The 12,155-nt window shown below is 60.2% G+C and carries 10 protein-coding genes; 1 reads left to right on the top strand and 9 read right to left on the bottom strand.

The annotated features are described in order from the left end of the window. The first annotated feature begins 77 nt into the window (after positions 1 to 77). On the top strand, positions 78 to 647 hold the full coding sequence (phaP, locus tag AB3226_RS29365) for a TIGR01841 family phasin (protein ID WP_367375650.1): 570 nt from the start codon (positions 78 to 80) through the stop codon (positions 645 to 647). Positions 648 to 739: 92 nt separating this feature from the next. Here phaP and AB3226_RS29360 read toward each other — a convergent pair whose 3' ends face one another. The 9 genes from AB3226_RS29360 to AB3226_RS29320 form a co-directional block, all read right to left on the bottom strand. Then, a complete protein-coding gene (locus AB3226_RS29360; protein WP_367375649.1) occupies positions 740 to 2,761 on the bottom strand; it encodes a nitric oxide reductase activation protein NorD in 2,022 nt (673 codons plus the stop codon). Beyond that, positions 2,762 to 3,562 (bottom strand): CbbQ/NirQ/NorQ/GpvN family protein, encoded by an 801-nt coding sequence (locus tag AB3226_RS29355; RefSeq protein ID WP_367375648.1) that lies wholly within the window; start codon positions 3,560 to 3,562, stop codon positions 2,762 to 2,764. A gap of 14 nt (positions 3,563 to 3,576) precedes the next feature. Beyond that, the gene (locus tag AB3226_RS29350; RefSeq protein ID WP_367375647.1) at positions 3,577 to 4,947 is read right to left on the bottom strand and encodes a cbb3-type cytochrome c oxidase subunit I; all 1,371 of its coding nucleotides are present in this window, start codon (positions 4,945 to 4,947) and stop codon (positions 3,577 to 3,579) included. A 15-nt stretch (positions 4,948 to 4,962) separates the two neighbouring features. After that, positions 4,963 to 5,823 (bottom strand): c-type cytochrome, encoded by an 861-nt coding sequence (locus tag AB3226_RS29345; RefSeq protein WP_367375646.1) that lies wholly within the window; start codon positions 5,821 to 5,823, stop codon positions 4,963 to 4,965. A 378-nt stretch (positions 5,824 to 6,201) separates the two neighbouring features. Continuing rightward, positions 6,202 to 6,717, bottom strand: coding sequence for a polyhydroxyalkanoate synthesis repressor PhaR (gene phaR / locus AB3226_RS29340; RefSeq protein ID WP_367375645.1), 516 nt, complete (start codon positions 6,715 to 6,717; stop codon positions 6,202 to 6,204). 157 nt (positions 6,718 to 6,874) lie between these two features. Next, the gene (locus AB3226_RS29335) at positions 6,875 to 8,143 is read right to left on the bottom strand and encodes an OprD family porin (protein ID WP_367375644.1); all 1,269 of its coding nucleotides are present in this window, start codon (positions 8,141 to 8,143) and stop codon (positions 6,875 to 6,877) included. A 127-nt stretch (positions 8,144 to 8,270) separates the two neighbouring features. After that, positions 8,271 to 10,043 carry an acyl-CoA dehydrogenase C-terminal domain-containing protein gene (locus AB3226_RS29330; RefSeq protein WP_367375643.1) on the bottom strand — a complete coding sequence of 591 codons (1,773 nt, stop codon included), beginning with the start codon at positions 10,041 to 10,043 and terminating at the stop codon, positions 8,271 to 8,273. Between the two features lie 64 nt (positions 10,044 to 10,107). Continuing rightward, positions 10,108 to 11,778 carry a cation acetate symporter gene (locus AB3226_RS29325; protein WP_367375642.1) on the bottom strand — a complete coding sequence of 557 codons (1,671 nt, stop codon included), beginning with the start codon at positions 11,776 to 11,778 and terminating at the stop codon, positions 10,108 to 10,110. Further along, the gene (locus AB3226_RS29320; RefSeq protein WP_367375641.1) at positions 11,778 to 12,104 is read right to left on the bottom strand and encodes a DUF485 domain-containing protein; all 327 of its coding nucleotides are present in this window, start codon (positions 12,102 to 12,104) and stop codon (positions 11,778 to 11,780) included. Before AB3226_RS29320 ends, AB3226_RS29325 begins: the two co-directional genes overlap by 1 nt. Positions 12,105 to 12,155: the final 51 nt, after the last annotated feature.

Raw genomic sequence — 12,155 nt, 5'->3', positions numbered from 1 at the left:
GGCTAACGCGATGACTGACCGGATCGCTATCGCGTCTTCAGCCTCATCAGGGCCTTCCAGCACAAGGAGATTCAAGCATGTCTTTTTTCAATTCGGAAAAACTGCAAACCGCTCAGAAAGCCAACCTCGACCTTTTGCAGCAAATCAGCGGCAAAGTCTTCGCCAGCGTTGAACAACTCAGCCAGTTGCAGTTCAAGGCACTGCGCGACTCCACCGAGGAGCAGTTCGAAGGTGTTCGCAAGCTGCTGGCCGTCCGTGATCCACAAGGTTTCGCCGAGCTGCAGGCTTCTTTCACCCAGCCGAGCGCGCAAACCGAACGCCTGGCCGAGTTCAATCGTCAGGTTCAAGCACTGATCGTGGGTACTCAGTCGGACATCGCCAAATTGACCTCGAGTCAGGTCGAAGCGGGCACCCAGCAGATGCATGAGTTCGTTGAAACGATCAGCAAGAATGCACCGGCCGGCTCCGAGCCTGTTGTGGCCGCGTTCAAGTCAGGCCTGGCGAATGCCGGTACTGTGTTCGAAAGCGCACAGAAAGCCGTAAAACAGGCTGCCGATGTGGCTCAGAGTGGTTTCGAGGCAGCGACTGCTGCGGGCACTAAAGCTGCCCCGGAAGCTAGCGCCAAGCCTAACAGCGGTAACAAGTAAGTCACGTAAGACCAGCAGTACCAATGGCGATGGGTTTATTCCCCATCGCCATTTTTTTGTGCTGCGAAAAACCTTGTCGGGGCGGCTCTGGTTCACGCTGATACCAGTCGTCTGATCCAGTCCAGCAGCACACCGGGCAACAGTTCGGGTCTGTGCAGCAAGGCATATTGCCGCGAGCCAAATACCGCCGGCAGGTAATTCGCCGCTTGGCGGTCGATGGTCAAACAGAAGGGATAGATGCCTTGGAGCTTGGCTTCGATCACCGCCTGACGCGTGTCTTCCACACCATAACGGCCTTCGTACTGATCAACATCGTTCGGCTTACCGTCAAAGAGCAGTAACAAGAGACGGTGCGTGGCGGCTTCGCGCATCAGCAATGTGCTGGCGTGGCGCAGGGCGGCACCGGCCCGGGTATAGCGTTCCGGCTCGAGGGCGGCGATGCGTCGACCGACTTCATCGCTGTAGCGCTCATCGAATGCTTTCAGGGTGCGGATCGTGACCCGCTGCGGCCCTTCGCCAGAAAACGCCAGCACGCTATAGGGCTCTCCCAGGCTCTCCAGCGCCAGACAGACCAGCAGCAACGCCTCGCGCTCGACATCAATGACCCGGCGATGGCTGGACAGCCAGCTGTCGGTGGAGCCGCTGACGTCGATCAGCAACATGATCGCCATGTCGCGCCGGCCACGGCGCTGGGTCTGATACAGCGCCTGCGGCATGCTCAGCCCGGCGCGGGCCTCGGCGCAACCGTCGATATACGCCTCCAGATCGATATCATCGCCCTCCCATTGTTTGCGGAGCCTGACGCGTTGGGCCCGCAGACTTTCGAATTGCCGGCGGATGGCATCTAGCACCGGACGGTGAGTGTCGAGGGTTCGCTCGACCCACTGCTGTGGGCCTTCCGGGGCGGGGCACAGTTGCAGCGTCGCACCCGGATCACGGTAGGCCTGGCGGCGGTAATCCCACTCGGGATAGCTGATTGCGTTGCTGGCGAGATCCTGTACACCGTGCTGAGCACGGGTCTGTGGCGGGTTGTCAGACAGCAGCACTTCTTTCGGCCGACCTGCCGTGATCACCAGTCGGGCTTCGTTGAGTTCGGCCAATGACTCGGCAAAATCAGCCGCCGGGGTATCGATATCCCGGTCGGCAGGGCGCTGCATCCCCATGGGGTCTTCGGCCTTTTCCAGCGGTTCGGCGGGCTGCACCATCCACAGGCCTTGTTCCTGATCGTCGTCCTCGTCGGCACACGCTTCGCGCACAGTGGGCTGACGTGCGAGGCGGGCGCTATGGGGCAGGGTATCGGCGGTGTCGATTTCGCCGGGCAGGGGCGACACATTCTGGCCCGCCGACGGCTCGCGCAGGTCGCCGGTCCAGGCATCGAGCAGCAACAGATGAGCTCCCCGCCTGTGCGGTTCGTCGATGGACAGGAAACGTTGCTCAAGGGTTTCTGACTGTTGCACCGAGTCGGCCGTTTTGGCAGGTATCTCCAGTCCTTCCAGAGGCGTGCCGCATTCGCTGCGCAGCAGTAAACGAAGGAAGTTTTCCAGAGGTTGTCGATGATTGGGAAAGGCACGAAGCGGCGGGCGAGCCGCCAGGGCATGTTGACGCAAGCCATGGATCGATGGCCCTAACCCCGGCAACAGTCGCACCAAATCCGTATCGGCGGCCCAGGCTTCCAGAAGTAGATAGACGCTGCGCTGCATCGGGTTGTCGAGGGCTGGCAGGGCGCTGGCACTGCCTCGTCGGGCACGCATCGCCTGTTGCAAGACCAGGGTTCTATAACGTTGCAGCGTGAGCGAGCCATCATCGCTACCCAAGTCCTCCGGCAGCCATATAGTCACGCCATCGGTCGCCGGGACGGCACTTTGCCGACACGGCTTTTCGTGACGCAGCAAAAGCTTTTTCAGGAACGTGGGGGGCGAGGGTGGTTGCGCGACACGCAACGGATAGTGGGTGTTGAACACCGCCTTGATCAGTAAATCGAGGTGTTGTGCAACTTCACCGAGGGTGACGATTTTTGCAGCGTCCGAGGGGGCTCGGTGACGACGCCACAACGCCTGCGCATACACCGTAGCGTGGCGTGCGACATCGGTGATGAGGTCCTCGGCTTCAGCCATTTAGATAAACGTCAGGTCAACGAGATCGCGCATGGCCGCGACCAGCACCGCGTCATCGGACAGCGGCGAGATCAGCGCGACCCGACAGGCGATGGGTGCAGCAATGCCGCGGGAAATCAGCCGGGCAGTAGCGATCAGCAGACGGGTGCTGGGGACTTCCGCCAGGCCCCGGTCCTGCAAGGCGCGTATCCGCTGGGCGAGGGTGACCAAGGCGTGCGCGGTGGCGTAGTCGGTGCCACCCTCATGGATGACGATGGCGATTTCGCGCTCGGCCGGCGGGAAGTCAAAATCCAATGCCACAAAGCGCTGCCGGGTACTCGGCTTCAAATCCTTGAGAATGCGTTGGTAGCCAGGGTTATAGGACACCACCAGTTGAAAGTGGGGCGAGGCTTCGAGGGTCTCGCCGATTTTGTCCAGCGGCAGGATGCGTCGGTGGTCGGTCAGCGGGTGCAGGACGACAATCGTGTCTTGCCGCGCTTCGACCACCTCGTCCAGGTAACAGATAGCGCCTTCGCGCACGGCTCGGGTCAGCGGGCCTTCTGTCCAATGGGTGCCTTGATGTCCGATCAGAAAACGTCCGACCAGGTCGCTGGCACTCAGATCGTCATGGCAGGAAATGGTGATCAACGGACGCTTGAGACGCCAGGCCATGTGTTCGACAAAACGGGTTTTGCCACAGCCGGTGGGGCCTTTGAGCATGATCGCCAGTTGTTGCGCATGGCATTGTTCGAAGATTGCCACCTCGTCGCCGAAGGGCTGGTAATAGGGCTCCGCCTGCAGCGTTGCAGGTTCGGCGTGCATCAGCGAGCGGTCCGTCACAACGCCGCGCCCGGGGCTTGAGGTGTGGCCAGGACCGGATCGGTTTCATCGACATTGAAGTCTGGTGCATGGCGGAAAAATTCGAAGATGAACAGCCCGGCACCCAGACTGAACATCGACGCCGTCGCCACCAGCATCAGGAAGTGCACCTGAATCTTCAATTGCACGTCGAGGTAGCCCAGGCCAAGAATGCGCTCCAGATACACCTGACCAATGCCCGCCGTGGCAAATGACAAGGTCATGCCGAACATTCCGCCCAACTGCAGCCAGAATGCCCAATAACCGATACTGCTTTCCTCCACCGGACGACGGGTCATGCCAGGCAGCGCATAGGTGATCATCGCCAGGACAATCATGGCGTAGGCGCCATAGAAGGCCGCGTGGCCATGCATGGCGGTAATCAGGGTGCCGTGGGTCCACTTGTTGACGTCGGGGAAGGTGTGGGCCAACCCCAGCAGACCGGCGCCGAACATGGTGAACACCGCACTGCCCAAGGTCCAGTGCAAGGCCAGTTTGTTGGGGTGAGAGAGGCCGGAGCGGCGCATCGCGTTGTAGGCATAGATCGCCATGCCGATCAGCGCCATCGGCTCAAGCGCACTGAAAAAACCGCCCAGTGGCAGCCAGTAATGAGGAACACCGATCCAGTAATAATGATGTGCGGTGCCCAGAATGCCGGCAATGAACACCAGACCGACGATGACGTACAGCCACTTCTCCATCACCTCGCGGTCAGCACCGGACAGCCGGATCAGCAGATAGGCAAGGAAGCCACCCTGAATCATCTCCCAAACACCTTCGACCCACAGGTGGATGGTCCACCAGCGGTAATAGATCGATACGACGTAATTTTCATAGTGCAGCAGCGCCGGAAGAAAGAGCACGGCGGCGCTGGCCAGGCCCAGCAGCAGGACGCCCTCGGTGGCGGTGAAACGCCCGGCCTTCTTGATCGTCATGCCGATGTTGTAGAGGAACATCAGCATGCAAATCACGATCACGATCTTGTGGGGCAGCGGCTGTTCGAGCAGCTTGTTCCCGGTGCCATAACCGAACAGGTAGCCCAATACCGCGGTGACCCCCATGGCCGTCCACAACCCGAGCTGGATATAGGCCAGTCTGGTGCTGTGCAACTCACCACGGGATTCATCCGGCACCATCCAGTAGGTAGCCCCCATGAAACCGGTCAGCACCCAGACGATCAACAGATTGGTGTGAATGGCCTTGGTGACATCGAATGGCAAGAGGTTCAGCAGCGGATCCGGCCCGAGGTATTTCGCCGCCGAGAGCAGGCCGAACACCAGTTGCAGGCCGAACAGCACCATGGCAACGGCGAAATACCAGTAGGCGACGGATTGAGATCTGTAGCGCATGGTCATCCCCTGCGGTTACTGGAACGACGCCAGATAGGCGACCAATTGATCGATCTGTTCGGGCGTTAGCGATTTGGCGAAGGTGTCCGGCATGAAGGACATGCCGTTGGCGGAAAACATGTCGCCCGGATGCAGGTAGGCACTCGGCGTGATGATGGACTCGCGGATGAAGCCTTCGGCATCCTTGGCCTTGCCCTTGTAGTCAGGCGAGGCGATGACCTGCCTGGCCCGACTGGCCAATCCGGCCAGCGACGGCCCGGCGAGGTTGACGCCCGGCGCAATCGAGTGACAAGCGCTGCACACCGGCGTTGCGGTTGTTCGAAACAGCGCCTCGCCCAAGGCGATCGGGTCTTCCTTGCCAGACACCGGGCGGGCGGCGGGGGGTGGTTGGTCGCCGCCGGTGGCATTCTGCTGTGCCACGGTGAGGTCCATGCCGGGGATCGACGCCCCGGTCACCAGAATCGGGCGCGGCGGCCAGCCTTGATTATCGACCTTGCTCACCCAGTCGAGGAAGGCGATCAAATCGGCGATTTCCTCGTCGCCAAGTTTCAGGTTCGGCATCAGACGACGATGGCGTTTTTCGTCATAGAACTTTGAAGGGTCTTTGAGGAACGCAGTGAGGTAAGGAGCGCCGCGCTGCTGGGTGATTTTCGTCAGGTCCGGGGCGTAATAAGCACCCTCGCCGAACAAGGTGTGGCAATTGATGCAATTGTATTGATGCCAGACATCCTTGCCGCGAGTGACCTGCGGCGTGATCTGCTGGGCATTGGTCAGTGTGGGGAACTGCCGGTGACTATCAACCGTCATGCCCAGAAACACCACAGTGGCGATCGCCGTCGATATCAGCGCGAACGAGCGTGTCTGGCGTTTGTTCATTGTGAACTCCCTATACGCCGATACCGGTCCAATAGGTGATGCCGATCACTCCGGCATAGACGACCGCGCTGGCCATCAGCACGAGCACCGCATAGCTGACGAGCTTCAAGACTTTTTGCACGACTGCCTCCCAATGTGAAAGTGCAGGTGGAAAGTGCAGGGTCGTTCGCGTTACGCGTTAAATGCTAATGCGCGCGAAAGAACGTTAGCCCGTTGCGCTGACGATTGCTTGAGGTCTGCATTCGAACAGCTGCGAGCAGGCGCTAAATATTGACGACTTCACCACGTCTTGCATTCAAGTGCTGTGGTTGAGTGGGGGAGGCAGGATGACTTTGAGCCTAGTAGACGTCGCGCTACTGTCAATGACTCGGGAGTCCTTCATTCACCGTCTTTTTTCTTTGCGCCATCCGCGCCAGGCTTGCCGCCGAACATGCCGAACAGGTTCTGGGTGTTCAGGTACAGCGCCTTCGACTGGTCGACATATTGCCGCATCAGGTCCTGCATCACCGGCGCTTGCTGGTGCATGAACGTGCTCCAGGCCTCGGATGATTGCGCACCGGTCTGGGACTGGATGTCGATTACGGTCTGAATGCTCTTGTCCAGGTAACTGGCGAGTACGCCCTGATAAGGGCCGTAGAACTGGATAATCCCCATCAGCATGTCGCTGGTGAAGATCGGCTCACCGCCGCTTTCGGCTTCCAGAATCACTTGCAGCAAGATGCTGCGCGTCAGATCCTCGCCGCTCTTGGCATCGACCACCTGAAAGGCAATTTTATCGACCACCAACTGGCGTATGTCCGCCAGCGTCAAATGACTGCTGGTGTGGGTGTCATACAGTCGGCGATTGGGGTACTTCTTGATCAGGCGGGGGGTGGTATCAGTCATGCGGGGCATCTCGCGCGGGCCTGGTTTGCAGGCATCTTAACCTACAATCATTATTGGTGTGCTTCAGGCCGCGATGAGGCCCTCCAGCACACCGAAGATTCCCGAGTCGTAAAAAAGGGGAGCCCGCCGGTAGCGAGCGTGCCCCCCTCAGAGAAACTGAATCGGCTTACCAGATCGGCAAGGTGTAGCTGACGATCAGGCGGTTTTCATCCAGGTCGCTGCCGAAATTAGTCGAGCGAACTGTCGCGTTACGCCACTTCACTCCGACATTCTTCAGCGGACCGCTCTGCACGACATAGCCGATGTCAGTATCACGTTCCCATTCCTTGCCTTGCGGGCGGTTGTTGCCCAGATCGATGTTGTCGCCGGTGAGGTAGCGGGTCATGAAGGTCAGGCCCGGAATGCCAACGGCCGCAAAGTTGTAGTCGTAACGCGCCTGCCAAGACTTTTCGTCCTTGCTGGCGAAGTCGCCGATCTGCACGAAGTTCACCAGGAACGCATCGGTGCCGTTGACGTAGGCGTAGCCGGTGTCGCCGCTCATGCCTTGATAACCCAGGCCCAACGCATGCCCGCCGAGGCTGTAGGTGAACATCGCGCCGATGGCGTTGTTATCGACATTGCTGCCGCCATCGTCCGTTGAACGGGCGAAGCGCAGATCCGTCTTCAACGACTGGCCGGTTGTGACCGGCAACACGTAGGTCAGGTTGACCAGGTGCTGGCTGTAGAAGTTGTCGAGATGTCCATAGCTGTAGCCAGTGGCGAGGTTGCTGGTCCATTTGTAGTTCAGGCTGGCGAAATCGAAGCTGTCGCTATCGAGATGACGTGTGGTGATGCCCTTGGCGCCGGTGCGGGTGATGCCCATGTCCTCGTAGTCCGAGGAGTCGCGCTGATTGACTTGCGTCAGTCGCCCGGCATCCACCGTCAGGCTTTCGATTTCCAGCGACGTCAGCTGACCGCCCTTGAAGGTTTGTGGCAACAACCGTGAATCGTTGGCCAGTATCGTCGGCAGTTTCGGCAGCAGCGTGCCGAGTTTCAGCGTGCTTTTGGAGGCCCGCACTTTGGCGGTCAGGCCCAGTTCGCCGTACTCGTCCTGAGCCCCTTTGCTCGTGTCGCGGTGGCGTTTGAGCAGGCCGGAGCCTGCGCGATCAGGGCTGGAATCGAGCTTGACGCCGACCAGTCCGATGGCATCGAAACCGACACCGATCAACCCTTCGGTGAATCCCGATTCATAGCGCAGCAGGAAACCCTGTGCCCATTCCTCTTGCTTGGATTGCGGGGCGTTGTCCTGGCGATAGTCGCGATTGAAATAGAAGTTGCGCAGCTCCAGGCTGGCCTTGCTGTCTTTGACAAAGTCCGCAGTGGCGGGGGCCGAGAGGCTGATGATGCCGCCGGCCAGCAATAGTCGGGTAGCGTGGATGCGGGTGTTGCGGTCCATGGTGAAGCCCCTTTGTTTTTATTATGGAAAGACAGGTCCCGCGGCCCTCGCCAGGTGGGCGAGGGCTTATCAATAAAAAACGCGAACGCCAAAAAGAGAGGAGCGTGGCGCCGCGTGGGTTCAATCGTTAGAACTGTTCGGCGCTCAGGCCAAACAACGAGGCACTGCCCGCGCGGATGGATTGCTCCAGGCTCAAAATGCGCGGCAGCAAGCGGTGGATGTAGAAGTCGGCGGTGGCGATTTTCGCGCCATAAAACCCTGTATCTTCGGGCAGCTTTTGCTTGGCAACCTGCGCCATGCGCGCCCAAAGCCAGGCATAAGCGACGTAACCGAACAGGTGCAAATACTCCACCGAAGCAGCGCCGACTTCGTTGCGGTTGGTCGCGGCCTGATCCTGCAGCCAGTCGCTCAGGTCTTCCAGACGCTGCACGGCATCGAACAGTTGAGCGGAGTAGGGCGCGTCGGGCTGATGGGCGAAATGGCGGATCTCGCCGGTGAACTGGCGCAGCGCGAAGCCCTTATCGGCGAGCACTTTGCGTCCAAGCAAGTCCAGGGCCTGAATGCCGTTGGTGCCTTCGTAGATCTGCGCGATGCGTACGTCGCGGACCAATTGTTCCTGGCCCCATTCGCGGATGTAGCCATGGCCGCCGAACACTTGCTGGCCGTTGATGCAGCTTTCCAGCCCCGTGTCGGTGAAGAACGCCTTGGCCACCGGTGTCAGCAGCGCGACCAGGGTTTGCGCGCTGTCGCGTTCCTTGGCGTCATCGGAAAACTTCGCCAGGTCCAGTTGCTGCCCGACATAACTGGCGAACGCACGACCGCCCTCGGTCATGGCTTTCATGCTCAGCAGCATGCGGCGCACGTCGGGGTGAACGATGATCGGGTCAGCCACTTTGTCCGGAGCAATGGCACCGGTCGGCGCGCGGCTCTGAACGCGTTCACGTGCATAGGCGACGGCGCTCTGATAGGACGCTTCGGCGCAGCCAATGCCCTGAATGCCGATGGACAAGCGCTCGTAGTTCATCATGGTGAACATCGCCGCCAGGCCTTTGTTGGCTTCGCCGACCAGCCAGCCGCTGGCGCCGTCGAAGTTCATCATGCAGGTGGCCGAGGCCTTGATGCCCATCTTGTGTTCGATCGAACCGCAACTCACAGCGTTGGCATCGCCGAGGGAACCGTCGGCATTGACCAGCACTTTGGGGACGACAAACAGCGAGATGCCTTTGGGCCCTGCTGGTGCGTCCGGCAGTTTGGCCAGCACCAGATGGACAATGTTTTCGGTCAGGTCCTGATCACCACCGGTGATGAAGATCTTGCTGCCGGTAATGTTGAAGCTGCCGTCGGCCCGGGGTTCGGCGCGGGTGCGGATAATTCCCAGATCGGTGCCGGCGTGGGCTTCGGTCAGGCACATGGAGCCGGCCCAGCGGCCTTCGTACATCGGTGGCAGGTAGAGGTTTTTCAGGGTGTCGCTGGCGTGGGCATCCAGCGCCAGGCAGGCACCGGAACTTAACGCCGAATACAGGGCGAAGCTTGAGTTGGCGCCGTAGAGCATTTCTTCGAACTGCACGGCGAGCATCTTCGGCATGCCCATGCCGCCGAAATCGGCATTACCGGAAAGGCCCACCCAGCCGCCCTCGATGTAGGTGGCATAAGCCTGTTTGAAACCGATCGGCGTGCTGACTTGGCCGTCAGCCCACTGGGCGCCTTCCTCGTCGCCACTGCGATTCAATGGCGCAATCAGGTGTGAGGTGACTTTGGCCGCCTCCTCAAGAATGGCGTCAGCGGTGGCGGCGTCGACACTGTCGGCCAGGGCTGGCAAGCGTGCCCACAAGGCCGGGGCATCGAACACTTCATGCAAGACAAAGCGCATGTCGCGCAGCGGGGCGTTGAATTCGGGCATAACGTGAACCTCAAAAGGGTGTGCGATGGACACGGCGCCGCTTGGGCGGGCCGTGCCCTTTCAATCAATGACTGGAAGCGCTGGCGGCACCGAGGCCGGTCTGGGCGCGAACAAACTGGTCGGCGTAAGCGTCACGCTCCTTGTCGGCCCGCACGCTGCGGTCGAGTTTCGACACCACGACGATCACCAAGAACGCCAGTGGCATGGAGAACAGCGCCGGGTGGTCATACGGGAAGATCGCCTGTGCATGACCGAGCACGGTGACCCAGACCGCTGGCGAGAGAATCACCAGCACCAGCGCACAGATCAGGCCGGCGAAACCACCGATGATTGCGCCTTTGGTGGTCAAGCCTTTCCAGTACATGGCCATGATCAGCACCGGGAAGTTGGTCGACGCAGCGATGCCGAAGGTCAGGCCCACCAGGAACGCGACGTTCATCTTCTCGAACAGAATGCCCAGCAGAATCGCGATGATGCCAAGGCCTACGGTGGCCATGCGGGTCACGCGCATTTCCTGTTTCTCGCTGGCTTTGCCCTTCTTGAACACCGTGGCGTAGAGGTCGTGGGAAATCGCCGAAGCACCGGCCAGGGCCAGCCCGGAGACCACCGCAAGGATGGTGGCGAAGGCCACGGCCGAGAGGAAACCGAAGAACAGATTGCCACCGACCGCTTTGGCCAAGTGCATGGCGACCATGTTGCCGCCACCAATCAAGGTGCCGCCGACTTCGCCATTGACGTAGTACTGCGGGTCGGTGCCGATGATCACCATCGCGGCGAAGCCCAGGGTGCATACCACCAGGAAGAAGAAGCCGATGAAACCGGTGGCGTAGAACACCGATTTGCGCGCTTCCTTGGCGTTAGGCACGGTGAAGAAACGCATCAGAATGTGCGGCAGGCCGGCAATCCCGAACACCAGGCCCAGCGACATCGAAGCGGTGTTGATCGGGTCGGCGAGCATTGAGCCGGGGCCCATGATGTTCCAGCCACTGGCGTGCGCTTCGACGGCTTTGTCCGCGAGGGTTTCGTAGCTGAAGCCGAATTGCGACATGGCCATGAATGCCAGGGTCGTGCCGCCGGCAAGCAGCAACACAGCCTTGATGATCTGCACCCAAGTGGTGGCGATCATGCCGCCGAAGATCACGTACACCAGCATCAGCGCGCCGACGATCACCACGGCTACCGGGTAGTCGAGGCCAAACAGCAACTTGATCAACTGACCCGCACCGACCATCTGCACGATCAGGTAGCAACACACCACCGTCAGCGAACCGAAGGCGGCGAAAATCCGCACTTTGTTCTGGTCCAGGCGATAGGACACGATGTCGGCAAAGGTGTAGCGCCCCAGGTTGCGCAAGCGCTCAGCCATCAGGAAGGTGATGATCGGCCAGCCAACGAAGAAGCCGATGGTATAGATGAAGCCATCGTAGCCCTTGGCGAACACCAGGCTGGACAGCCCCAGCAGTGTAGCGGCGGACATGTAGTCACCGGCAATTGCCAGGCCATTCTGAAACCCGGTGATGCCACCGCCCGCGGTGTAGAAGTCAGACGTGGATCTGGTTTGCCGCGCGGCCCACCAAGTGATGGCCAATGTGCCCAGTACGAAGACGAAGAACATGCCGATCGCATGCAGGTTGAGTGGTTGTTTTTCCACCGCACCCAGCGAGGGTGCAGCCAGCACAACGGAGGCCGGCAATAGCCCGGCGGCGGCCAGGAGAAGTTTACGCAGCAGAGTCATCACTTGCTCTCCTCGAGAATGGCGGCGCCCAGTGCGTCGAAACGTGTGTTGGCGCTGTAGACGTACCAACCGGTCAGCAGCCAGGAAAAAATGATGATCGCCGCGCCAACCGGCATGCCCAGGGTCAACATCCGATGCTCGGCGATCGGCGCGTGCAGCCACCGCGGGGCAAACGCCACCACCAGCATGAACGCGTAGTAGGTGCCGAGTACGGCAGCACTCAGCGACCAGGCCAGGCGCGAACGGCTGCTCACCAATTGAAGGAATTTGGGGTTGGAGCGAATGCGTTCACAGCGTCGGGTGTCGGTTGAATGAATGTCGATCATGGGTGGCTCCACATTGTTTTTGTTATCAGTGTGTAGGTCAGGGGCAGGGCC

The sequence above is a fragment of the Pseudomonas lini genome (assembly GCF_964063345.1).
Lineage (GTDB): Bacteria > Pseudomonadota > Gammaproteobacteria > Pseudomonadales > Pseudomonadaceae > Aquipseudomonas > Aquipseudomonas lini_B.
Note: the sequence above shows the minus strand (reverse complement) of the source record. Positions and strands in the feature narration are given on the sequence as shown.

Coding starts and splice junctions, on each gene's coding strand:
- phaP (WP_367375650.1), top strand. CDS start 78: ATGTCTTTTTTCAATTCGGAAAAACTGCAAACCGCTCAGAAAGCCAAC.
- AB3226_RS29360 (WP_367375649.1), bottom strand. CDS start 2,761: ATGGCTGAAGCCGAGGACCTCATCACCGATGTCGCACGCCACGCTACG.
- AB3226_RS29355 (WP_367375648.1), bottom strand. CDS start 3,562: ATGCACGCCGAACCTGCAACGCTGCAGGCGGAGCCCTATTACCAGCCC.
- AB3226_RS29350 (WP_367375647.1), bottom strand. CDS start 4,947: ATGCGCTACAGATCTCAATCCGTCGCCTACTGGTATTTCGCCGTTGCC.
- AB3226_RS29345 (WP_367375646.1), bottom strand. CDS start 5,823: ATGAACAAACGCCAGACACGCTCGTTCGCGCTGATATCGACGGCGATC.
- phaR (WP_367375645.1), bottom strand. CDS start 6,717: ATGCCCCGCATGACTGATACCACCCCCCGCCTGATCAAGAAGTACCCC.
- AB3226_RS29335 (WP_367375644.1), bottom strand. CDS start 8,143: ATGGACCGCAACACCCGCATCCACGCTACCCGACTATTGCTGGCCGGC.
- AB3226_RS29330 (WP_367375643.1), bottom strand. CDS start 10,043: ATGCCCGAATTCAACGCCCCGCTGCGCGACATGCGCTTTGTCTTGCAT.
- AB3226_RS29325 (WP_367375642.1), bottom strand. CDS start 11,778: ATGACTCTGCTGCGTAAACTTCTCCTGGCCGCCGCCGGGCTATTGCCG.
- AB3226_RS29320 (WP_367375641.1), bottom strand. CDS start 12,104: ATGATCGACATTCATTCAACCGACACCCGACGCTGTGAACGCATTCGC.